The sequence below is a fragment of the Micromonospora violae genome (genome assembly GCF_004217135.1).
Classification (GTDB): domain Bacteria; phylum Actinomycetota; class Actinomycetes; order Mycobacteriales; family Micromonosporaceae; genus Micromonospora; species Micromonospora violae.
Map to the genome: position 1 here is coordinate 4,029,623 of NZ_SHKK01000001.1, position 22,348 is coordinate 4,051,970.

Genomic DNA, 22,348 nt, shown 5'->3' on the forward strand with positions numbered 1-22,348 from the left:
AGGGCCCGGCGCATCTGCGCCGGGCCCTTTTCGGTACGACCACCCCTCCACCGCGGGCGGGCGTTGTGAGCGGTGCCGGGTGCGTCGATCATGGAGTTGTGGTGGGGGACGAAGCACTCGAACCATCACTCACCGGGCACCACAACTCCATGATCGACCGCAGCGGGGGGCGGGGGCGGGACGCGGGGGCGGCGGCGGTCCGGGGCCCTGGCGGGGATCCGGACCACCGCCGTCGCGGGTGACGCCGGGAGGATGGGCGCTCGTCAGCCGACGGCGGCCAGGTCGGTGAGCCGGGCCAGCGAGTCCTCCAGGTCGGCGCCGACCCGACGCAGTCCGAGGCGCAGCAGGGCCGCCTTGACCGGGCCGGCCGGCCAGCGGACCACGATGAGGCGCACGATGGTTCCGCCCTCCTCCTCGTCTCCGGTGAGCTGGACGTAGATCTCGGTGCGCGCCTCCGCCCGAGCACCGGCGCCCTTCGCCCGTTCCCGCCAGCCGATCAGCGTCGGCTCCTGGTAGGCGATCACCTCGGCCTCATGCGCCGAGCCGCGCCCCGCCTGGACAAGTTGTCGCCGCCCGAAGCCCTCTCCCGAGAGCACTTCGGCCGCGCGGACCCCGGCCAGCCAGGCCGGCAACTGCTCGGCCCGCTGCACGACATCCCAGACCACTTCAATTGGCGCCGCCACGTGCGCACTGCGTTCCACGAGGATCATTTCCGTCTTTCCTCCGGTGAGGACATCACACGATATCGGCACTCTATGCGCTAAATCGGACTTACCTGGACGGGTTCGGAAAAAGACACGCCGATCAACCATTGCGCATTGCGCCAGGCCGGCCTATGGCGCATTCATCGAGATCGTCCTAAAGTCCCGAGCACGTTTCACGTTGACCGGGAGGGCGCATGTCGACCGCACCGATGCCCCAGTTCCCCACCGGCTTCCGCTGGGGCGTCTCCACATCGGCCCACCAGATCGAAGGCGCCACCACGGCCGACGGCCGAGGTCCGTCCATCTGGGACACCTTTGCGCACTCCCCCGGCCGGATCAGCGACGGCAGCAGCGCGCAGGTGGCCTGCGACCACTACCACCGGCACAGCGAGGACACCGCGCTCCTGGCCGGGCTGGGCGTCTCCGCGTACCGGTTCTCCATCGCCTGGCCCCGGGTCCAGCCCACCGGCACCGGCGCCACCAACGCGGCCGGGCTGGACTTCTACGACCGCCTGGTGGACGAGTTGCTGGCCGCCGACATCGACCCAGTGGCCACCCTCTACCACTGGGACCTGCCGCAACCCCTCGAAGACGCCGGCGGCTGGCTGCACCGCGACACCGCCGCCCGGTTCGCCGAGTACGCCGAGAAGACCGCCGCCCGGCTCGGCGACCGGGTCCGGCTCTGGATCACCCTCAACGAACCGTTCATCCACATGAGCCTCGGCTACGGCATGGGTGTGCACGCCCCCGGCCGGATGCTGCTCTTCGACGCCTTTCCGGTCGCCCACCACCAACTGCTCGGACACGGGCTCGCGGTGCAGGCACTGCGGGCGCACACCACCAACCCGGTGGCGATCGCCAACAACTACTCGCCGGTGCGGGTGCTCGGCGACCGCGACGCCGACCGGGCCGCCGGGGCCGCGTACGAGGCGCTGCACAACCGCCTCTTCACCGACCCGCTGCTCGGCCGCGGCTACCCGGAACTGCCCGGCTTCGACGCGAGCGTCGTGCACCCCGGCGACCTCGACACGATCGCCGCGCCGATCGACGTGCTCGGGGTCAACTACTACAACCCCACCGGGGTACGGGCGGCCGAGGAGGGCTCGCCCCTGCCGTTCGACCTCGTCGCGCTGGACGGCTACCCGCGTACCGCCTTCGACTGGCCGGTGGCCCCCGATGGGCTGCGCGAACTGCTCGGCTGGCTCCACGACACGTACGGCGACGCGCTGCCGCCCATCGAGATCACCGAGAGCGGCTGCGCGTACGACGACGTACCCGACGCCGACGGGCAGGTGGCGGATCCGGAGCGGATCGCGTACCTCGACGGGCACCTGCGCGCGGTCCGGGCCGCCCTCGACGACGGGGTGGACGTACGCGGGTACTTCGTCTGGTCGCTGCTGGACAACTGGGAGTGGGCCGAGGGGTTCACCAAGCGCTTCGGTCTGGTGCACGTCGACTACGCCGCCCAGACCCGTACGCCGAAGTCGTCGTACACCTGGTTGCGGGACGTGATTGCGGCCGGCCGGCCGGGGTCGACGCGGTGACCACCCTCGACCCGACGCCGACGTCGTTGCCGGCGGCGCTCGCCGAGCCGACGGTGCCGGTGCGGCGCGGCTGGATCGGTCTGATCTTCGCGGCCAACCTCGGCGTCTGGATGGCGTTCTTCACGCCCATCCAGGTGCTGCTGCCCCAGCAGATCGAGCAGATCGCGCCCGGCGACAAGGAGAACGTGCTGGCCCTGGTCACCGGCCTCGGCGCGCTGGCGGCGGTACTGGCCAACCCCCTCGCGGGCGCGCTCTCCGACCGGACCTGCCTGCGGATCGCCGGTCGCGAGTTCGGTCGTCGCCACGTCTGGACGGCGGGCGGGGCGGTGCTCGGCGCGGCGGCCCTGGTGCTGCTCGCCCAGCAGCGGACCATCCTCGGGGTCGTCCTCGGTTGGGTCGCCGCGCAGGTCTGCTTCAACGCGATGCTGGCCAGCCTCACCGCGGCCGTCCCGGACCGGGTCCCGGTGCGGCAGCGCGGCGGCGTCTCCGGCTGGGTGGGCATCCCGCAGGCGCTCGGGCTGGTGCTCGGCGCGCTGCTGGTCACCGCCGTGGTCACCGGCAACGCGGCGGGCTACCTGGCCATCGCGGTGGCCGTCCTGCTGTTGTCGTTGCCGTTCGCGCTGCTCACCCCCGACGAACCGCTGCCGCGTACGCACCGGCCGGTGTTCCGGACGCGGGCGCTGCTGGCCTCGATGTGGATCAGCCCCCGCCGGCACCCGGATTTCGCCTGGGCCTGGATCACCCGGTTCCTGGTCCAGTTGGGCAACGCGCTGGGCACCCTCTACCTGCTGTACTTCCTCAGCGACGGGGTGCGTCACCCGGACCCCGAGGGCGGTCTGCTGGTGCTGATCCTGCTCTACACGCTCGGGATGATGCTGACCGCGGTGGTCGCCGGACGCCTCTCCGACCGCTCCGGCCGCCGCAAGATCTACGTGATCACCTCTGGGCTGATCATGGCGGTGGCGGCGCTGCTGCTCGCTGTCGCGCCGGTCTGGCCGATGGCCGTCGTCGCCGCGCTGCTGCTCGGCGCCGGCTACGGCGTCTACCTCTCGGTGGACGCCGCGTTGATCACCCAGGTGCTGCCCCGGGCCACCGACCGGGCCAAGGACCTGGGCGTCATCAACATCGCCAACTCGGCGCCGCAGGTGCTCGGCCCGGCGCTCTCCGCCCCGCTCGTGGTGTACCTGGGCGGCTACCCCACCCTCTACGCGGTGACCGCCGTGGTCACCCTGGTCGGCAGCGTCCTGGTCGTCAAGATCCGTTCAGTCCGGTGAGCCAGGGGGCGGTGGCGGAAAGCGGTCGCGTACCGCCGTAGGCTGTGGGGTGTGACAGTACGTGTGCGCTTCGCCCCTTCCCCGACCGGTATGTTCCACGTCGGCGGTGCCCGCTCGGCGCTGCAGAACTGGATCTACGCCAAGCAGCAGGGCGGCGTGTTCGTGCTGCGCATCGAGGACACCGACGCGGCGCGCAACAAGCCCGAGTGGACCGAGGGCATCCTCTCCGCGCTGGACTGGATCGGGATCTCCCGGGGCAGCTACGAGGGCCCCTACTTCCAGTCGGCGAACGCCGGCGAGCACCGGGCCGCCGCCGCCCGCCTGTACGACTCGGGCCGCGCCTACTACTGCGACTGCACCCGGGAGGACGTGCAGGCCCGCACCGGCTCGCAGCACCAGGGCTACGACGGCTACCACCGCGACCGTGGCCTCGGCCCGGGCCCGGGGCACGCTCTGCGCTTCCGTACGCCGGACGAGGGCTCGACAGTGGTGGTCGACCTGATCCGCGGTGAGCCCACCTTCGAGAACAAGCTCATCGAGGACTTCGTCATCGCCCGCGGTGACGGCTCGCCGGTCTTCCTGCTGGCCAACGTCGTCGACGACATGACCATGGGGATCACCCACGTGATCCGGGCCGAGGAGCACCTGCCCAACACCCCCAAGCAGCAGCTGCTCTGGGAGGCCCTCGGCGTCAAGCCGCCGGTCTGGGCGCACGTGCCGGTGGTGGTCAACGAGAAGCGGCAGAAGCTCTCCAAGCGCCGGGACAAGGTCGCCCTGGAGGCGTACCGCGACGAGGGTTACCTCGCCGGCGCGATGCGCAACTACCTCATGCTGCTCGGCTGGGCCCCCTCCGGCGACCGGGAGATCGTTCCCTGGTCGGTCATCGAGAACGAGTTCCGGCTGGACGAGGTCAATCTGTCCTCGGCCTTCTTCGACGAGAAGAAGCTGCGCGCGTTCAACGGTGAGTACATTCGCGCGCTGCCGGTGGCCGAGTTCATCGACGCCTGCCAGCCGTGGCTGACCGGCACCGAGACCATCGCGCCGCCGCCGTGGCAGCCGGAGGAGTTCGATGCCGACGCGTTCGCCGCCGTCGCGCCGCTGGCTCAGACACGGATCGCGGTGCTCAGCGAGATCGTGCCGAACGTCGACTTCCTCTTCCTGGCCTCGCCGCTGATCGACGAGGCCGCCTGGGCCAAGACGATGAAGGACGGCTCCGCCGAGCTGCTGGACGACGCCGTCGCGGCGTTCGAGGCGCTGGAGTCCTGGGATGCCGAGTCGTTGAAGTCGACGCTGGAGGCGGTCGGCGCGGAGCGCGGCCTCAAGCTCGGCAAGACACAGGCACCGGTACGCGTCGCGGTCACCGGCCGCACCGTGGGCCTGCCGCTGTTCGAGTCGCTGGAGGTGCTCGGTCGCGAGCGCACCCTGACCCGCATCCGCGCCGCCCGCCTACGCCTGGTCTAAGAAGCGCCCCGCGCGCCTGTCCCCGTCGATCATGGAGTTGTGGTGCCTGGTTTGGTGCCTCTCGGGGCTTTTGTCCCCCACCATAACTCCATGATCGACTAGGCGCTGTCGCGGCTGCCGCGGCGGCGGCGGAACGCGAGGCCGGTTCCGAGCGCGGCGAGCAGCACCAGGCCGCCGAGCGCCCAGAGCCACCAGCGACCGCCGGAGTCGGACTGCTCCGACGCGGCCGGCACTGTGGACGCCGTCGCGCCGCCGGCGGAGGGCGACGCCGGGCCGACGGAGGGCGGGACGGCAGCCGAGGGTGATGCGGCGGCCGAGGGTGATGCGGCGGCCGAGGGTGATGCGGCTGCCGAGGGTGAATCGGCCGGGCTGACGGTGGCGGACGGGTCGGCGGCGGTGCCGGTGGTGAGGGTGAACCGCACCTCGCCCTTCACCGGATGTCCGTCGGAGGACGCGAGCTGGTAGCCGACGATGTAGAGCCCCGCGGCGGCCGGCGTGAACGGCACCCGCACCCGGCTGCCGTCGAAGGCGGGTGTCCCGCCGGCGACCACATTGTCCGGTCCGGTTATTGTGATCTTCGTCGTAGCCGGTGACGGCTTGGCGAGGAACCGCAGCTCGACCCGGGCGGGTGCCGTGGCCACGCGCGCGCCGTCGCGCGGGTTGCTGCCGGTCAACTCGTTGTGGGCGGCGGCCGGTGTCGCCGGCAGCAAAACCGACACACCGAGCGCCACGCCGAACACCACTGGCACGACCCGCACCGTACGTGTAACCCTGCCCCCCATGAACCCCTCCGTAAGGGTACGATCCGCCCGCTGATCAAACGGCTCCTCGTTAGTTGAGCAGAGATCGCAGATAGTTCCAATTACTGTTCCGAAAGCTGCAACCCATCGACGTTCTGTTGAGTCTGTAGGGGTGGACACGACCAGCTGGTCGATGCCGCACCAGCAGGTCGGTCCGGACGTCACGACGAAGCCATCCATCGAACGGGGCGAGGAGGCGGGATGGTCCGACACATGAGGCGGTTGGCCGCCGTGTTGGCGGGCACCCTGGCGGCAGCGCTGCTGTCGCTCGGCACCGCCGGCTCGGCCACGGCGGCGCCGAAGCCGGCACCCGCCGGAGTGGACATCACCGGCACCGGGCTGTCCGAGCCGCTGCGGATGCACGCGGACAAGGAGCCCGCCCTCGTCGGCGCGATCATCGACCAGGTCAACTTCCTCGCCCGCACCGGCTCGCCGACCGGTCCGAAGGCAGCCAACCTCGGTCCGAAATACACGGTCGTGGTGCTCGCCGGTGAGACGCCGAAGCAGACGTACGACCTGTACCCCAAGGCGGTCGGCGGTCCCCGCGTCTACCGGCCGGCAAAGCAGCCGGACGGCCGGAAGACCAGCGCCGGCTGGTTCCTGGGTCGGCTCAGCATGTCCGAGACCCTGCGCACCGCCGGGGTGCCGTTGGAGCGTCAGTTCGACACGGTCAGCGGCGGCGCGGGCGGCGGCGAGCGGGTGCTCCCGGAGGACACGCTCGACCCGGCGAAAGACCTCGACGAGGCGCTCGGCGACCTGCAACGCCTCCTGCTGCTCAACGTCGGCGTGATGCTGACCATCACGGTCGGCCTCGCCGGGATCGCCCTGCTGATCCGCCGCCGCACGCGCTGAGCTGGCGCTGACCCCGCCGCCTTTCGGCAGCGGCGGTCAGCACCAACAGCGCGGTCAGCACCAGCGGCGCGGTGGGCGCTCCCGGCGGGTGGCCCGTGGCCGAGGCCGGACCGGGCCGTGTCGGTGCGCCCCGGCCCAGCCGGGAAGTTCGCTGAGGCAACCAGCGGGAACATCGGAGTCGGGCTCGGCGAGGCCGCCGGGCTCGGCGCAGCGCTGACGCGGCAGCACAAGCTCGTCATCGACCCGCGCGACGAGTGGCTCCACCGGGTGTGCTGACGCCCCGCCGACCGCCCGGCGGTGTTTCCCAGCCGCCTGCGGGTCGTGGTGCCCCGGCCGGCAGGGCTCGCCCTGGGCGCAGCCGTGGTCGGCCTCCCCGTGCGCCATCCCCGGTCTCCTCACGCTCGCTCACCCGCGGGTGCTCCCCCCGACGTGCCCCTGTCACCGTACTGGCCGGGGCCGACGGGCCGCGCGCAGCGTACCCGGGCTCAGGACCGGCCGGTTCGCCACGACGGCGGGGAGCACGGGATCCGGTTACGCAGTTCACAGCTTCTTCGCGCACCGTTCACCGTGGGGTGATCCGCCGCGCTGCGCGTACCCCTTTCGGCGCATGGCGGTGCCGTCGAGGTCCTCCCTCGGTCGGAGTTCGGCGGGCGACGGCTGTGGTGGGATCGGGGCATGCGTTCGCCACCGTGGCTCGACTCCGGCACTCTCGGTCGGGACCTCCTGCTGGCCGGCGCGTCGCTCGCCGGTGGTCTGGTCCTGTTCGCCCTGGGTTGGCAGCCGCAGGTCCGTCCGAACGCGCAGCTGCCGTCGGCGCTGTTCCTGCCGCCGCTGGTGGCGGTGTGTGTCGCGGTCGGCCTACGGCGGGTCGCGCCGCGCGCCAGCCTGGCCGTGGGGACCGGCGCGCTGGTCGTCGACACGGCGCTGGGCAGCTCGTTGGGCACGGTCCTGGTCTACACGCAGGTGCTCTACGACGCCTGCGTGTACGGCCCGCCCCGGCTGTGGCGGTGGTTGCTGCGGATCACCGTGGCGTTGAGCGTGGTCGGGGTCGTCGTCGGCGTGCTGTCGTACGGCCAGTGGCGTGGCGCGGCGCTCGGGGTGCTGGTGGTGCTCGCCGGGCTGCTGCCGGTCCTTACCGGTGTCAGTGTGCGGCAGTACCGTGACCAGGCCGCCGCCGAGCGGGCGCGGGCCGAGCAGACCGCCCGGCTGGTGGAGTTGGACCGTCGGCAGGCGGTCAGCGCCGAGCGGGCCCGGATGGCCCGGGAGCTGCACGACGTGGTCGCCAACCACCTCAGCGCGGTGGCCATCCACGCCACCGCCGTGCTCTCGGTGCCCGGGTTGGATCGCGGTCAGGTGGACTCGGCGTTGCGGGTGATCCGGGAGAGCAGCGTGCAGGGGCTGGCGGAGATGCGTCAGATGATCGAGGTGCTGCGTGACCCCGGGACCAGCGGCGGGCCGGGTGCCGCCCCGGTGACACCGGAGGTGGTCACCGCCCGGCTGGCCGAGGCGGACGCACTGGTCGAGCGGGTCCGGGCGGCCGGCCTCGCGGTGCGGGTCCGCACCGATGGCACGCCCGGTGCGCTGCCGGTGGGGGTGGATCTCGCCGCGTACCGGATCGTGCAGGAGTCGCTGACGAACGCGCTCAAGCACGGTACGGGTGAGGCCGAACTGACGATCGCGTACCGGCCGGCCGAGGTGGTGCTGACGGTGGAGAATCCGGTTCGCCGGGGCGCGGGCGGGCTGCCGGGCGCCGGGGCCGGGCTGATCGGCATGCGGGAGCGCGCCACGCTGCTGGCCGGACGGTTCACCGCCGGACCGCGCGACGGCCGTTGGCAGGTGCGGGCCGCCCTGCCCACCGGGGAGGGCGGGTGACCGGGCCGCCGGGCGACCCGGGAGCGGCGACGGTACGGGTGGTGCTCGCCGACGATCAGCCGGCGGTACGGGCCGGACTGGCCCTGATCCTGAACGGCTCACCGGGCGTCGAGGTGGTCGGCGAGGCGGGCGACGGCGACGCCGCGGTGCGGCTGTGCCGGGAGCTGCGCCCGGACGTGGCGGTGCTGGATGTGCGGATGCCGCACCGGGACGGGATCTCCGCGACCCGGGCGATCGTCGCCGACGGGCTCGCCGACGTGCTGGTGCTCACCACCTTCGACCTGGACGAGTACGTCTTCGGGGCGTTGCGGGCCGGGGCGGCCGGGTTCCTGCTCAAGGACACCGACGCCGAGGGCCTGGTCGGCGCGGTGCGGACGGTGGCGCGGGGCGACGGCTTCATCGCGCCCACGGTGACCCGCCGGCTGATCACCGCGTTCGCGGCGACGGCGCCCGGCGCCTCGGCGGACACCCGGGCCGCGTTGGGCACCCTCACTCCGCGCGAGCGTGACGTGCTGGCCTGCCTCGGGTTCGGCCTGTCCAACCAGCAGATCGCCGATCGGCTGGTGCTGGCGGAGAGCACCGCCAAGACCCATGTGAGCCGGATCCTCGCGAAACTGGACCTGCGCAGCCGGGTGCAGGCCGCGATCCTGGCCCAGGAGTTGGGCCTGCCGCCTCCCCCGCAGCCGTGAGCGGGTCCGGCGGGTGGACCGGCGGACCGGTGCCGACGTGGTTGGCCTGCTCACGACGTGTCAGGCTAGGGCGGTGAGCACGCCGGGCGGTGGGGATCTGTCGGCCACGCTGCGCCGGATCGAACGATCGGCGGGGGCGTTGGCCACCTCCAGCGTGGCCCGGATGGACGAGACGCTGCCGTGGTTCCGGGCGCTGCCGGCCGACCAGCGCTCGTGGGTCATGTTGGTCGCCCAGGCGGGCGCGAGGTCGCTGGTGCAGTGGCTGCGTGACGGCGGCGGCACGGCGGACAGCACCCAGGAGGTCTCGGACGACGTCTTCGCCGCCGCCCCGCAGGCGCTGGCCCGGTCGATCACCCTCCAGCAGACCGTGGCGTTGATCAAGGTGACGATCGACGTGGTCGAGGAGCAGGTGTCGCACCTGGCCGCCGAGGGCGAGGAGCAGCAGCTCCGCGAGGCGGTGCTGCGTTTCTCCCGGGAGATCGCGTTCTCCGCCGCCCGGGTGTACGCGCGGGCCGCCGAGTCGCGCGGCGCCTGGGACGCCCGGTTGCAGGCGCTGCTGGTCGACGCGCTGTTGCGCGGTGACTCGCCGGACGTCCTGGCCAGTCGGGCCGCCGCGCTCGGCTGGGCGGACGCGCCGCCGGTGGCGGTGGCGGTTGGTCGATCACCCGGCGGTGAGGTCTCCGCGGTGCTGCATGTGGTCTACCGGCAGGCCCGCCGGATCGGCGTGGAGGTGATCGGTGGCGTCCACGGTGACCGGTTGGTGATCGTGCTGGGCGGCGCACCGGATCCGCTGACCGCCACGGCGAAGCTGCTCAGCGCCTTCGGGGACGGCCCGGTGGTGGTCGGTCCCGCCGTACCGAGCCTGGACGAGGCGACGGAGTCGGCGCGGGCCGCGCTGTCCGGCTTCCGGGCCGCACCGGCGTGGCCCAGCGCGCCCCGGCCGGTGCCGGCCGCGGACCTGCTGCCGGAGCGGGCCCTCGCCGGTGACGCGGAGGCCCGCCGGCGGCTACGGCATGATGTGTACGCGACGCTGGTGCGCGCCGGTGGGGAGTTGCTGGCCACACTGGACGCGTTCCTGGCCGCTGGTGGCACGCTGGAGAGCGCGGCCCGGGCACTGTTCGTGCACCCGAACACGGTGCGTTACCGGTTGCGCCGGATCGCCGAGGTGACCGGGTTCTCGCCACTGTCGCCGCGCGACGCGTTCGCCCTCCAGGTGGCGCTGACCGTGGGTCGGTTGGATCCGGTTGTCCCGCTGGCCTCGTCGGTCCCGAGTCAGACAATGACCCCGGCCAGCCGGAAACCCGCCCAAAACGAGGATGATCCCCGCCGATCTTTGTAGGAAACCTCCAAAGGTCCTAGTACGGTTTGGTCGAAGGCGGCACAGCGTTACCCGCCCTTATCCGGGAGAGTCATAGGCGTGCTCGCCGTACTTAGTCCTGGCCAGGGTTCTCAGAAACCCGGCTTCCTGACCCCCTGGCTCGACCTGACCGGCACTGAGGCGCGACTGCGCGAGTGGTCGGCGTTGGCCGGGGTCGACCTGCTGCACCTGGGCACCGCCGCCGACGCCGACGAGATCAAGGACACCGCACGCACCCAGCCGTTGCTGGTCGCCGCGGCGTTGCTCGCCGCCGAGCACCTGCCGATGGACGACGTCGCGCTCACCGCCGGCCACAGCGTCGGCGAGTTGGGTGCCGCCGCCCTGGCCGGCGTGCTCACGGCCGACGCCGCGATCACCCTGGCCGGCGTCCGTGGCCGGGAGATGGCGGCCGCGTGCGCGCTGGAGCCGACCGGCATGGCCGCGGTGCTCGGCGGCGACCCCGACGAGGTGATCGCCGCGATCGAGGCGAACGGGCTCTACCCGGCCAACCGCAACGGCGCCGGGCAGATCGTCGCCGCGGGCGCGCTGGACGGGCTCGACAAGCTCGCCGCCGCGCCGCCCACCCGGACCCGGATCATCCGACTCCAGGTCGCCGGCGCGTTCCACACCCCGTACATGGCGCCGGCCGAGACCGCGCTCGCCGCGGAGGCCGCCGGAATCACTCCCGCCGACCCGGCCCGGACCCTGCTGTCGAACCTGGACGGCACCGCGGTCGGCGACGGCGCGGCCATGGTGCAGCGCCTCGTCCGTCAGGTCACCGCGCCGGTGCGCTGGGACCTGTGCATGCGCACGCTGGCCGACCTCGGGGTCACCGGCGTGATCGAACTACCCCCGGCCGGCACCCTCGCCGGCCTGGTCAAGCGGGAACTCAAGGGCGACGGCGCCCCGGAGATCGTCACCCTCAACACCCCGGACGACCTGCCGGCCGCACGGGACCTGATCGCCCGTATCGGAGGTCGTTCATGACTGGCAGTCGCATCGTCTCGATGGGGCACTACCAGCCCTCCCGGGTGGTGACCAACGACGACATCGCCAAGCTCGTCGACACCAACGACGAGTGGATCCGCGACCGGGTCGGCATCGTCAGCCGGCGCATCGCCGACACGGAGACGGTGGCCGACATGGCCGCCGCGGCCGCCGGCAAGGCGCTGGCCAACTCGGGCCTGACCGCCGCCGACATCGACCTGGTCGTCGTCGCCACCTGCTCCTCCATCGACCGCAGCCCCAACGTGGCCTGCCGGGTCGCCGCCAAGCTGGGCATCACCGCGCCGGGCGCGTACGACCTGAACACCGCCTGCTCGGGCTTCGCGTACGCGCTGGGCACCGTCGACCACGCCATCCGGGCCGGGGCGTCGCGCAACGCGATCGTCATCGGCGCGGAGAAGCTGTCCGACTTCACCGACTGGACCGACCGCTCGACCTGCATCATCTTCGCCGACGGGGCCGGTGCCGCGGTGGTCTCCGCCAGCGCCGACGACGAGCCGGCCGGGATCGGCCCGGTCGTCTGGGGTTCGGTGCCGGACAAGAGCGACGCGGTCCGCATCGAGGGCTGGCGCCCGTACATCCAGCAGGAGGGGCAGGCGGTGTTCCGCTGGGCCACCACCGCGCTGGCGCCGCTCGCGCTCCAGGCCTGCGAGCGGGCCGGGGTCGACCCGTCGGAGCTGGCCGCGTTCGTGCCGCACCAGGCCAACGCCCGGATCATCGACGGCATCGCCAAGCGGCTCAACATCCCCAACGCGATCATCGTGAAGGACATCGTCGAGTCCGGTAACACCTCCGCGGCGAGCGTGCCGCTGGCCCTGTCCAAGCTGGTCGAGCGCCGGGAGGTGCCCTCGGGCGCGCCGGTGCTGCTGTTCGGCTTCGGCGGCGGCCTGACCTACGCCGGTCAGGTCGTCCGCTGCCCCTGATGACCCCCTCGGGCGCGTACGCGTCCAGGAGTGGCGGTCGGCGACGCCGACCGCCGGAGAACCCCGATGAAAGGAACCAACCGCAATGACCCGTGACGAGATCACCACCGGCCTCGCCGAGATCCTCGAAGAGGTTGCCGGGGTGAACCCGGACGACGTGGCCGAGGGGAAGTCCTTCACCGACGACCTCGATGTCGACTCGCTCTCCATGGTGGAGGTCGTGGTCGCGGCCGAGGAGAAGTTCGGCGTCAAGATCCCGGACAACGAGGTGCAGAACCTCAAGACCGTCGGTGACGCTGTCAGCTACATCGCGGCGCAGTCCTGATCATGAGTCGTCCCGACGTCGTCGTCACCGGGCTCGGCGCGACGACCCCGCTTGGCGGGGACGTCGCGTCGACCTGGGACGCCATGCTCGCCGGCCGCTCCGGGGTGAGTGCCCTCACCCAGGAGTGGGCCGAGCAACTGCCGGTCCGGATCGCCGCCCAGCTGGCCGTCGAGCCGTCCGAGGTGCTGGACCGGGTCCGCCTGCGCCGCCTCGACCGTTCCGAGGCGATCGCGATCATCGCGGCGCAGCAGGCCTGGGCGGACGCCGGCCTGGCCGGTTCCGACCTCGACGGCGAGCGGTTGGCCGTCAGCGTCGGCTCCGGCATCGGCGGTGCCACCACCCTGCTGGCCCAGGACGACATCCTGGAGGCCTCCGGGCCACGGCGGGTCTCCCCGCACACCATCCCGATGCTGATGCCCAACGGTCCGGCCGCCTGGGTCGGGCTGGAGCTGGGCGCCAAGGCCGGTGTGCACTCGGTGGCCAGCGCCTGCGCCACCGGCGCCGAGGCGATCGCCCTGGGTCTGGACATCATCCGCTCCGGCCGGGCCGACGTGGTGGTGGCCGGCGGCACCGAGGCGGTCATCCACCCGCTGCCGATCGCCGGCTTCAGCTCGATGCGGGCCATGTCGACCCGCAACGACGACCCGGAGCGGGCCTCCCGCCCGTGGGACCGGGGCCGGGACGGCTTCGTCCTCGGCGAGGGCGCCGGCATCGTGGTGCTGGAGCGGGCCGAGCACGCCGCAGCCCGGGGCGCCCGGGTGTACGCGCGCCTCGCCGGCGCCGGCATCACCTCCGACGCGTACGACATCGTGCAGCCGCACGCCGAGGGCGAGGGCGCCATCCGGGCCATCGCCAAGGCGATCGCCGACGCGGACATCGCCAAGCGGGACATCGTGCACGTCAACGCGCACGCCACCTCGACCCCGGTCGGGGACATGCTGGAGATCGGCGGGCTGCACAAGGCGCTCGGCGACCACCCGGTGCTGTCCGCGACGAAGTCGATGACCGGTCACCTGCTCGGTGCGGCCGGCGCGCTGGAGTCGATCGCCACCATCCTGGCGATTCGCGACAGCGTCGTCCCGCCGACGATCAACCTCGACGACCCGGAGCCCGGCCTCACCCTGGACGTCGCCGCGCACAAGGCCCGCCAGATGGAGATCCCGGCCGCGTTGAACAACGCGTTCGGCTTCGGCGGCCACAACGTGGCGCTCGTCTTCGCCCGGCCCTGATATCCCGCGAAAGGGCCCCTCCTCGTCGAGGAGGGGCCCTTTCGCCGTTCAGCCCCGGTTGCGGGGATGCTGTTTCGCGGTGCGCTCGTTGCCGTGCCGGTAGTTGCCCGTCCAGCGGGCCATCACCAACTGCGGGTCGTCGTCGACCTCAGCCAGGAACTCTGCGGCCCGAGCGCCACGCAGCGTGCCGGCGACCCGTCCGTGGTGGGTGATCACCACTGTGCCGTCCGCCCGTTGCGTGTGCCGGAATCCCGCTGCCGCTCCCATGGGGAGAGGTTGTCAGACCGGCCGGGGCGGGGCGACCCGATTTCGGTGGCGCGGACACGATGCCGATTGACGCCGGGACAGCGCCCGGCTTAGATGGGCCGACTGAAGATCGACTGACGGGGATCACCACCATGGACACTCGTACCCGCACCCGCGTTGCCGTGTCGGCGCTGCTCGCCGTCGGCCTGCTGGCCGGCTGCGGCGACGACGCCGCCCCCACCGGTGCCACGGCCGGCGATCCTGCGCCGCAGGCCACGGGTGAGCCCTGGTACGACGAGGTGGGCCCGGCGTCGCCCGGCGGTACGACCGGCGGCACGGGTTCGCCCTGCCCGGTACCGGTGTCGTTTCCGCTGGCCGACGGGTGGACGGCGAAGGCCATCGAGCCGCCCAAGGGTGAGCTGGCCGAACTGGTCGGTGAGGCGCTCACCAAGCGCGGCGGCACCACGGTGCGCTGCGAGGTGGACGGCCGCTCGGCCGGTGGCGGGTTCCTGCGGATCTGGGCTGCGGACACGCCGACGATCGCTCCGCGGGCCGCGCTGGAGGGCTTCGCCGCCGGAGGCGGCGAGACGATCAGCGGCCAGCAGGTCCGCGACCTGCGCGCTGGCGGCTTCGACGCTACCGAGATGACCTGGCTCGCCACCAGCGCGTTGGCCGAGGAGGAGTCGCGGAACTGGGCGCTGGCCGTCCAGTCGGCGGGGCAGACGCTGGTCTTCGCGGTCAACGAAGGGCTGATCACCGAGCGGACCGACGTGCTGCCGGCGTACCGGCTGGCGGTGCACGGGCTCACGGCTGCCGGCTGACGTCGGCTCCGGCGGGGTCAGGTGCTGGCGCAGGTCGTCGCGGGTAGTCCGGGGACGACCACCGGCGACCGGCCGCCGGGCCGGGCCTTGCCGGCGAGCACGGCGGCCAGGGCGGTCATCGACGCCCGGCTGGAGGAGTACGTGGCCAGCAGCGTCGGCGACGTGGCCTCGGCCAGCACGTACGGGGTGTCCATGGCCACCGTGACCGCCGCGTCGGCGCGCAGGTCCTTGGCGCCGTCGCCATAGCCCACCAGGTGCACGATCGTGCCGCCGCTGGGCTTGACCGACACTCCGGCGGCGGTCAACGCGGCGGTGAGGGTGGCCCGGGTGCCGTCCCGACCGTCGGACGAGGTGACGGTGATCGGCCCGCGTACCGCTTTGCCGCAGGCGCCGCGCAGCACGGTGACGGCGGCGGCGGCCAGCGCGTCCGCCGCCGCCCGGTGCGCCGGGGTGTTGAGCGTGGACATCTGCGCCGTCGGCAGCTCCGCGAGCTGGAACTTCATGGTCAGCACCCGGGTGACCGCCTCGACCAGGCGGGTCCGGGGCAGCGATCCGCCGCGCAGCGCGGCGAGCAGCCCGTCGTACGCCTGACCGACGTTCGGGGTCATCAGGATGAGGTCGTTACCGGCGTTGAGCGCCCGGACCGCCGCCTCACCGGGGGCCCAGCGCTTCGCGGGAGGCATGTTCATCCCATCGGTGATGACCACGCCCTTGAAGCCGAGTTGGCCGCGCAGCACGTCGGTGAGCAGCTTGTGCGAGAACGTCGCCGGGGTCCCCGGGTCGATCGCGCGGGCGTCCAGGTGACCGGACATCACGGCCATCGCGCCGGCGTCCATCCCGGCGGTGAACGGCGGCCACGCCCCGCTCTGCAACGCGGCGGCGGACTGGGTGAGCACCGGAAGATCCTGGTGCGAGTCGTCGGCGCTGTGGCCGTGCCCGGGGAAGTGTTTCAGGGTCGCCGCGACCCCGACCGCCTGTAGGCCCCGGACCGCGCTGCCCACCTGCGCGGCGGCCCGCTTCGGGTCGGCGCCGTACGACCGGGAGCCGATCACGGTGCTGCGGGTGGCCAGCACGTCGGCCACCGGGGCGAAGTCGATGTTGATGCCCATCGCGGCCAGCTCGGTGCCGGCGGCCCGCCAGGCGGCCTCGGTGAGCTTCGGGTCACCGGCCGCGCCGGCCGCGAGGGCGCTGGGCAGCACGGTGACCCCGTCGGTCACCCGGGTGACGACGCCGTACTCCTGGTCGGTGCCGATCAGCAGCGGCGCGGACCCGGCGGCGAGCCGACCGGCGGCGGTCCGCAGCCCGGTGGTGAGCTCGTGCACCTGCCGGGGGTTGTCGACGTTCGTGGTCTCCTGGTTGCCCTTGGTCGGGTCGTCGGCGCTGAAACCGACCAGGATCAGGCCACCCAGTCGGTACTTGGCGATCATTTCGGCGGGGGTGTCGACCCCGGCGAGGGCCTGGTTACCGGCCGCCGAGCCGGCGGAGACCTTCGTCGCCGAGTCGCCGTACGCGTACGGCATCAGCACCTGGCCGACCAGGTCTTCGTCGGAGAGCGTCGCCACCAGCGCGGCGGCGCGGCCGGCGGGGTCGCTGGCCGGCGGTGCGGCCGGCGCGCTCGGGCCACCGGACGGGGCGGCCGGGCTGGGCGTCGGGGCGGAGCGGGGCGACCCACCCGAGCAGCCGGAGACGAGCAGAGCGGTCAGGGCGGCGACAGCGACACGGGCGCGCCACGGGCGATTCGACACGCCGCCTATCCCACCAGTTCCCCCTTATCGGGGCAACTTGACCTTACCGCCCGCAGGTCGCACCGGCGGCGCACGGGCACGTCGCCGGTGCGCGGGCCACCGGTCAGCCGACCCGCGTGAGCAAGGTCACCGGGGCACCGTCGCCGGCGTACCGGTACGGCTCCAGGTCAGCGTCCCACGCCGTGCCGAGCGCCTTGTCGAGGGCGTGCGCCAACGCCTCCGGGGCCCGGGACGCCGCCATCAGCGCCCGCAGTCGGTCCTCGCCGAGCTGAATGTCGCCGGCCACGCCCATGGTCGCCCGGAACAGGCCACGGGCCGGCACGTACATGAAGCGCTCACCATCGGCACCGGGACTCGGCTCCTCGGTGACCTCGAAACGGATCATGGGCCACTGCCGAAGGGCAGCAGCCAGCTCGGCGCCCGTCCCCGGACGACCGGTCCACCCGCACTCGGCCCGGCGAGCGCCGGGTTCGACGGGCTGAGCCGTCCACTGCAGGTTGACCGGCGCGGCTAGGACGCGCGCGATCGCCCACTCGACGTGCGAGCACACGGCGAGCGGGGTCGAGTGGACGTATACGACGCCACGCGTTGGCACGGTGACCTCCCGGAGAGCGAGGTGCGTCTTCCCCTACGACCTCGTCCACCCGGGTGGCTGCTGCAACACATGATGACTCCTGTGACGGGTGGTGCGCCAGGGAATCGGAAAAAACGCCGGGTGGAATAGCCGGACGGGTGGTCGCCGTTGCCTCTCAGGACACCGCGACGACCAGCATGATGTCGTGGTCCTGTACAGTTCCACCGGCGGCTTATGCCGCGTTACACCTTCGCGGGTCGAGTGTTGTACGACCCGCACACAGCCCCCGGACGTCCAGTCCTCCCGTACGTCTTGCAAGGAGTACCTCCGTGGCGAGCAACACCTCTAAGACCGCGCGCGCGTCCGTCCGGGCCGGCCAGGCTGGCCAGGGTGGCGCCCTCAGCGTGCTGGGCGAGTTCAAGTACCTCATCCCGCTCAACGGCGGCAAGCACGCCTACGTGCGGAACCTGACCAACGGCAAGACCGCGCACCTGCGCACGGACTCCGACGCCTTCGTCGAGGAGATCCGCGTTCTGGCCGCCGCCGGCCACGCCGCCAAGATCCGGGCGGAGATCAACAACCTGGCTGCCACCCACCCGGGTGACGGCTGGGAGGCCACCGAGAAGCGCCTGGTCGCGGCCGGCGTCTTCGAGGGCTGAGCCCTCCCCCACCGCACCAACTGAACCGCCCGCCGGGAATTCCCGGCGGGCGGTTTCGCGTCTCCTGAGATCGGCTTCGTCGATCATGGAGTTGTGGTGCCCGGCTTGGAGTCATCCAGGCCGGTTTGTCACCCACCACAACTCCATGATCGGCGCGGGCGGCGGCGGGACGGTCCTCGGGCCAGGGCAGGTCAGCCTGCATCGAGCAGGGCGACCTCTCCGGTGGCCAGGTCGTAGAGTCCGCCGACCACGGCCACCCGGCCGGCGGCCACCGACCCGGCCAGCAGCTCGTCCTGGCGCAGCATGCGCACCGTGCGCCGCACGTGGCGGCGGATCGCCAGCGGCTGCACCGCCGGATCGTCGATCCCCGCCTCGGTCACCGACGGCGCGATCTCGTCCACCAGGTGCGCCAGCGACCCGCCGGGACGCCGCCCGGTGCGCAGCGCCTCCACCGTGGCCTCCACCGCACCGCACCGCTCGTGGCCGAGGACCATCACCAGCGGTACGCCGAGCTGGCCGACCACGTACTCGATCGAGCCGCAGACCGCGCGATCGAGCACATGCCCCCCGGTACGGATCACACAGATCGCCCCGAACGTCTGGTCGAAGATCGCCTCCAACGGCACCCGGGAGTCGATGCAGCCGAGCACCACGGCGTACGGCTGCTGGTCGCCGGAGGCCGCGGCCGCGGCGGCCGTGACGTCGTGCCCGTGCACCGGCTGGCCGCTGACGAACCGTCGATTTACCGGCGAGCAGATCGGCCAGCGCGGCGCGGGGCGTACCGCCGGCCTGCCGCCCCGGCCCGGACACCGCGCCCATGGGCGCTCCCGACGACCCCATGCCGTTCAGCTTGGCCCGTCACCGCGCGGCATGGGCGAGGTCGGGAATGTTCGCCCCGGCGCGATTGGCGCGCTCTCCTGGCGGGTAGCCGGTGTTACCGCCGGGTATCGGAGGTGCTGATGGTGCTGGGCGGCCCAGGGGAGGTGGCGATGGCGGAGCGGTTCGAGGTCCGTCTGCCGGACGGCGTACGGCTCAACGTCGAGACGACGGGTCAGACGGACGCCCCGGTCACCGCCATCCTGCTGCACGGCTGGACGCTGGACGGACGCGCCTGGCACCGGCAGGTCGACGCGCTCACCGCGGCGCCATTCGGCGGCGCGGTGCGGGTGGTCGCCTACGACGCGCGCGGGCACGGCCGGTCCAGTTGCATGGCGCTGCCCACCGCCACCCTCGCCCAGTTGGGTGACGACCTGGCCGCGGTGATCGACGCCGTGGCGCCGACCGGTCCGGTGGTGCTGGTCGGGCACTCGATGGGCGGCATGACGGTCATGGAGTACGCGCACCGCCACCCCGCGCACTTCGCCGCCCACACCGCCGGCCTGGTCTTCGTCTCGACCACCGCCGAGGGGCACACGCACACCGTCTACGGGCTCTCACCGCGGATCGCCCGGTTGATCCGGCTGGCCGAGACGACCAGCGCCGGCGTACTGGCCCGGTGCGGCTCGTGGCGTGCGCCCCGGGCGCTGCTGACCGCGCTGCGACCGAGCATCCGGTGGATGCTCTTCGGCGACCGCTGCGAACCGGCCGACATCCGCCTGGTGACGTCGGCGGTGGCGCGGGCCTCGCTGCGCTCGATCGGCGGGTTCCGCGCCTCCATCGGCGCCCAGCACCGACTGGACACCCTCGCCGCGCTGGCGCACCTGCCGGCCGCCGCCCTGGTCGGCGACCGGGACCGGCTGACCCCGCCGCCGTGCGCGGAGTCGATCGCGGCGGCTCTGCCGGCCACCGAACTGACCGTCTGCCCCGGGGCCGGGCACATGCTGATGATGGAACGCCCGGACGAGGTCAACGCCGCGCTCACCGGCGTGCTGCGGCGGGTGCTCGCCGAATCGTCGCCGGGCCACCGTGACGCGACCCCCGTCGAGACGGGTGTTTGAGCACGTTCGCGCACCTCGGGCGCGGCGGGTCGGGCTCGGGGCCGTACCCTTCTGCGGTTGGCCCGCGCGGTTCCCACCGCCGGCCGGCGACAGTTGAAGGAGCGTGCGTTGACCGACCAGACCGGCCTGGAGCAGGAGATCGCCGTCGAGCAACGACACCTCGACCGGGTGTACGCCCGACTGGCCGAGCTGCGGCGCTCGGCGGTCCGCGCCGAGCGGGACGGCTACCGGATGGCGCGGGTGGGCACGCACGGCGCACTGGTCGAGCGCGACGCGATGGTCTTCCACGCGGCGCAGCGGCGGCACATCCTGGACGCCGAGCACGAGGGGCTGGTCTTCGGTCGGCTGGACCTGCGCGACCGTCAGGTGCTGCACGTCGGGCGACTGGGGATCCGCGACGAGGACGCCGTCACGCTGGTCGTCGACTGGCGGGCGCCGGCCGCCGCCGCCTTCTACCAGGCCACCCCGGCGCAGCCGCTGGACGTGGTGCGGCGTCGCACGATCCAGTCCCGTGCCGAGCGGGTCACCCGGATCGAGGACGACCTGCTGGACCCGCCCGCCGCCCCGGAGGGGATGACGGTCGTCGGTGACGGCGCGTTGCTGGCCACCCTGTCGAAGGCCACCGGCCGGGGCATGCGGGACATCGTGGCGACCATCCAGCGGGAGCAGGACGAGGCGATCCGCTCGCCCGGCTCCGGAGTGACGATCGTCGCGGGCGGCCCCGGCACCGGAAAGACCGCGGTCGCCCTGCACCGGGCCGCGTTCCTGCTCTACTCCGACCGCAGCCGCTACGCCGGCGGAGGCATCCTGGTGGTCGGCCCGTCGTCGGTCTTCGTCGAGTACATCGGCTCGGTGCTGCCGTCGCTGGGTGAGGACACCGCGACCCTGCACTCGCTGGGCACCCTCTTTCCGGGGATGACCGCCACCCGCACCGACCCGCCCGAGGTGGCGGCGGTGAAGGGCTCGCTGCGGATGCGCCGGGTCCTGGAGCGGGCGGCCCGCGACGCGGTGCCGGGCGGCCCGGGTGAGCTGCGGCTGCTCTACCGGGGGACGCTGCTGCGCCTGGACCGGGCCACGCTGGACCGGATCCGGGATCGCGCGCTGCACCGGGGCGCGCGGCGCAACGAGGTGCGCCGGGCCGGTTTCGACGGGGTGTTCGCCGCGCTCTGGGCGCAGGCCCGTGAGCTGAGCAGCGGTCGCCTGCCGGAACAGCCGGCCTTCGAGGCGGAGATCGCCGAGCGGCCGGAGTTCCGGGAGTTTCTCAAGGCGTGGTGGCCTCGGCTGCACCCCCGGCACGTGCTCGGCTGGCTGGCGCAGTCGGACCGACTGCGCCGGTACGCCGGAGGCATCCTCTCGTCGGCGGAGATCCGGCTGCTCAACGCCGCGTACCGGAATCTGGACTCGGCCGGGTTGACCATCGCCGACGTGGCGCTGCTGGACGAGTTGGACGCGCTGCTCGGTAAACCCGTGCAGCCGGCCCGCGCGCGACGCGATCCGTTCCAGCTCGCCGGTGGCGTCCGGGAGCTGAGCACGTTCGGCGAGCGGCAGCGGGCCGCCCGCGCGGCGGCCCGGGAGCGCCCGGAGGACTACCGGGATTACGCGCACGTGGTGGTCGACGAGGCCCAGGACGTCTCGCCGATGCAGTGGCGGATGATCGGTCGACGCGGCCGGTTGGCCTCCTGGACGGTGGTCGGTGACCCGGCGCAGACCGCGTGGACCGGCGACCCGGAGGAGCTGACCCGAGCCCGCGACCAGGCGCTGGGCCGGCGCAAGCGACACGACTTCACGCTCACCACGAACTACCGCAACTCGGCGGAGATCTTCGCGGTGGCGGCTGCGGAGATCCGTCGGCTCTACCCCGACCTGCCGCTGCCGACCGCCGTCCGCTCCACCGGGGTCGAGCCGGTCGAGCTGGTGGTGCCCGCCACGGGGTTGGAGACCGCGACCGTGGAGGCCGCCAGCGCCCTGTTGGCGGAGGTGGAGGGGACGGTCGGGGTGATCACGCCGGTCCCCCGCCGCGATGAGGTCGCCGGTTGGCTGGGCGCTCTGGGCGGCGCACGGCTACAGGTGGTGACCAGCCTGGAGGCCAAGGGCATGGAGTACGACGGGGTGGTGCTGGTCGCCCCGAGTGAGATCCGCGCGGACCCGGGTGCCGGCGTACGCACCCTGTACGTGGCGCTCTCCCGGGCCACCCAGCGACTCACCACCATCGACCCGAACGGCTGACCTGCGCGGACTGCCACCGGTGCACGGCGCTACGCGTACACTTGCACACATAGCGATGTGCGCATACATTTGACCGGGTCCCGATCGGCGGCGGAAGGTGGATCT

20 protein-coding genes and 2 pseudogenes are annotated in these 22,348 nt (G+C 72.8%); 15 read left to right on the top strand and 7 right to left on the bottom strand.

Going from position 1 to position 22,348, the window contains the following annotated elements; translation table 11 throughout:
* Positions 1–263: 263 nt before the first annotated feature.
* Positions 264–710 (bottom strand): SRPBCC family protein, encoded by a 447-nt coding sequence (locus EV382_RS17745; protein ID WP_112582592.1) that lies wholly within the window; start codon positions 708–710, stop codon positions 264–266.
* 188 nt (positions 711–898) lie between these two features.
* Between EV382_RS17745 and EV382_RS17750 the strand changes: the two genes are divergently transcribed.
* From EV382_RS17750 to gltX, 3 genes are read left to right on the top strand one after another with little or no spacing between them, the layout of a single operon-like run.
* A complete protein-coding gene (locus EV382_RS17750; RefSeq protein ID WP_130403338.1) occupies positions 899–2,248 on the top strand; it encodes a GH1 family beta-glucosidase in 1,350 nt (449 codons plus the stop codon).
* Positions 2,245–3,522: an MFS transporter gene (locus EV382_RS17755; protein ID WP_130403340.1), complete on the top strand. Its 1,278-nt coding sequence runs from the start codon at positions 2,245–2,247 to the stop codon at positions 3,520–3,522. The genes EV382_RS17750 and EV382_RS17755 overlap by 4 nt, the downstream gene beginning before the upstream one ends.
* Positions 3,523–3,573: 51 nt before the next feature.
* A complete protein-coding gene (gene gltX / locus EV382_RS17760; protein WP_130403342.1) occupies positions 3,574–4,983 on the top strand; it encodes a glutamate--tRNA ligase in 1,410 nt (469 codons plus the stop codon).
* Positions 4,984–5,081: 98 nt separating this feature from the next.
* Here gltX and EV382_RS17765 read toward each other — a convergent pair whose 3' ends face one another.
* Positions 5,082–5,732: a copper resistance CopC family protein gene (locus tag EV382_RS17765; protein ID WP_244236740.1), complete on the bottom strand. Its 651-nt coding sequence runs from the start codon at positions 5,730–5,732 to the stop codon at positions 5,082–5,084.
* Between the two features lie 252 nt (positions 5,733–5,984).
* On the opposite strand from EV382_RS17765, the gene EV382_RS17770 reads away from it, so the two are divergent.
* Positions 5,985–6,635 carry a hypothetical protein gene (locus EV382_RS17770; RefSeq protein ID WP_130403346.1) on the top strand — a complete coding sequence of 217 codons (651 nt, stop codon included), beginning with the start codon at positions 5,985–5,987 and terminating at the stop codon, positions 6,633–6,635.
* Between the two features lie 54 nt (positions 6,636–6,689).
* Here the strand turns inward: EV382_RS17770 and EV382_RS17775 are convergent, their stop codons facing one another.
* Positions 6,690–7,019 (bottom strand): hypothetical protein, encoded by a 330-nt coding sequence (locus EV382_RS17775; RefSeq protein ID WP_130403348.1) that lies wholly within the window; start codon positions 7,017–7,019, stop codon positions 6,690–6,692.
* Between the two features lie 291 nt (positions 7,020–7,310).
* Between EV382_RS17775 and EV382_RS17780 the strand changes: the two genes are divergently transcribed.
* The 7 genes and pseudogenes from EV382_RS17780 to fabF all read left to right on the top strand — a co-directional run bounded on the left by EV382_RS17780 (position 7,311) and on the right by fabF (position 14,035).
* Complete coding sequence (locus EV382_RS17780) at positions 7,311–8,507, top strand: sensor histidine kinase (protein ID WP_130403350.1); 1,197 nt, start codon at positions 7,311–7,313, stop codon at positions 8,505–8,507.
* On the top strand, positions 8,504–9,196 hold the full coding sequence (locus EV382_RS17785) for a response regulator (RefSeq protein ID WP_130403352.1): 693 nt from the start codon (positions 8,504–8,506) through the stop codon (positions 9,194–9,196). The genes EV382_RS17780 and EV382_RS17785 overlap by 4 nt, the downstream gene beginning before the upstream one ends.
* Before the next feature lie 13 nt (positions 9,197–9,209).
* Positions 9,210–10,535 carry a PucR family transcriptional regulator gene (locus EV382_RS17790; protein ID WP_425271908.1) on the top strand — a complete coding sequence of 442 codons (1,326 nt, stop codon included), beginning with the start codon at positions 9,210–9,212 and terminating at the stop codon, positions 10,533–10,535.
* A gap of 78 nt (positions 10,536–10,613) precedes the next feature.
* Positions 10,614–11,531: pseudogene (locus EV382_RS17795) on the top strand (ACP S-malonyltransferase); the annotation flags it as partial.
* A 5-nt stretch (positions 11,532–11,536) separates the two neighbouring features.
* Positions 11,537–12,481, top strand: a complete 945-nt coding sequence (locus EV382_RS17800) for a beta-ketoacyl-ACP synthase III (protein ID WP_130403358.1) — start codon at positions 11,537–11,539, stop codon at positions 12,479–12,481.
* A gap of 85 nt (positions 12,482–12,566) precedes the next feature.
* Positions 12,567–12,806 carry an acyl carrier protein gene (locus EV382_RS17805; RefSeq protein ID WP_030330276.1) on the top strand — a complete coding sequence of 80 codons (240 nt, stop codon included), beginning with the start codon at positions 12,567–12,569 and terminating at the stop codon, positions 12,804–12,806.
* Positions 12,807–12,808: 2 nt separating this feature from the next.
* The gene (gene fabF, locus EV382_RS17810; protein ID WP_130403360.1) at positions 12,809–14,035 is read left to right on the top strand and encodes a beta-ketoacyl-ACP synthase II; all 1,227 of its coding nucleotides are present in this window, start codon (positions 12,809–12,811) and stop codon (positions 14,033–14,035) included.
* Between the two features lie 48 nt (positions 14,036–14,083).
* On the opposite strand, the gene EV382_RS17815 is transcribed toward fabF, so the two are convergent.
* Positions 14,084–14,302, bottom strand: coding sequence for a hypothetical protein (locus EV382_RS17815; RefSeq protein WP_091409273.1), 219 nt, complete (start codon positions 14,300–14,302; stop codon positions 14,084–14,086).
* 131 nt (positions 14,303–14,433) lie between these two features.
* Here EV382_RS17815 and EV382_RS17820 point away from each other — a divergent pair, with 131 nt between their 5' ends.
* Positions 14,434–15,102, top strand: a complete 669-nt coding sequence (locus tag EV382_RS17820) for a lipoprotein (RefSeq protein ID WP_130403362.1) — start codon at positions 14,434–14,436, stop codon at positions 15,100–15,102.
* Between the two features lie 17 nt (positions 15,103–15,119).
* Here the strand turns inward: EV382_RS17820 and EV382_RS17825 are convergent, their stop codons facing one another.
* Both EV382_RS17825 and EV382_RS17830 read right to left on the bottom strand, forming a co-directional pair.
* Positions 15,120–16,856, bottom strand: coding sequence for a glycoside hydrolase family 3 protein (locus EV382_RS17825; protein WP_130403364.1), 1,737 nt, complete (start codon positions 16,854–16,856; stop codon positions 15,120–15,122).
* Positions 16,857–16,950: 94 nt separating this feature from the next.
* On the bottom strand, positions 16,951–17,442 hold the full coding sequence (locus tag EV382_RS17830; protein WP_130403366.1) for a DUF3145 domain-containing protein: 492 nt from the start codon (positions 17,440–17,442) through the stop codon (positions 16,951–16,953).
* 308 nt (positions 17,443–17,750) lie between these two features.
* Between EV382_RS17830 and EV382_RS17835 the strand changes: the two genes are divergently transcribed.
* Complete coding sequence (locus EV382_RS17835; RefSeq protein WP_030330285.1) at positions 17,751–18,080, top strand: hypothetical protein; 330 nt, start codon at positions 17,751–17,753, stop codon at positions 18,078–18,080.
* Between the two features lie 191 nt (positions 18,081–18,271).
* On the opposite strand, the pseudogene EV382_RS17840 reads toward EV382_RS17835, so the two are convergent.
* A pseudogene (locus tag EV382_RS17840) lies at positions 18,272–18,899 on the bottom strand (carbonic anhydrase).
* Between the two features lie 170 nt (positions 18,900–19,069).
* Between EV382_RS17840 and EV382_RS17845 the strand changes: the two are divergent.
* Positions 19,070–20,017: an alpha/beta fold hydrolase gene (locus tag EV382_RS17845; protein ID WP_130403368.1), complete on the top strand. Its 948-nt coding sequence runs from the start codon at positions 19,070–19,072 to the stop codon at positions 20,015–20,017.
* A gap of 108 nt (positions 20,018–20,125) precedes the next feature.
* A complete protein-coding gene (locus tag EV382_RS17850; protein ID WP_130403370.1) occupies positions 20,126–22,243 on the top strand; it encodes a HelD family protein in 2,118 nt (705 codons plus the stop codon).
* Positions 22,244–22,348: the final 105 nt, after the last annotated feature.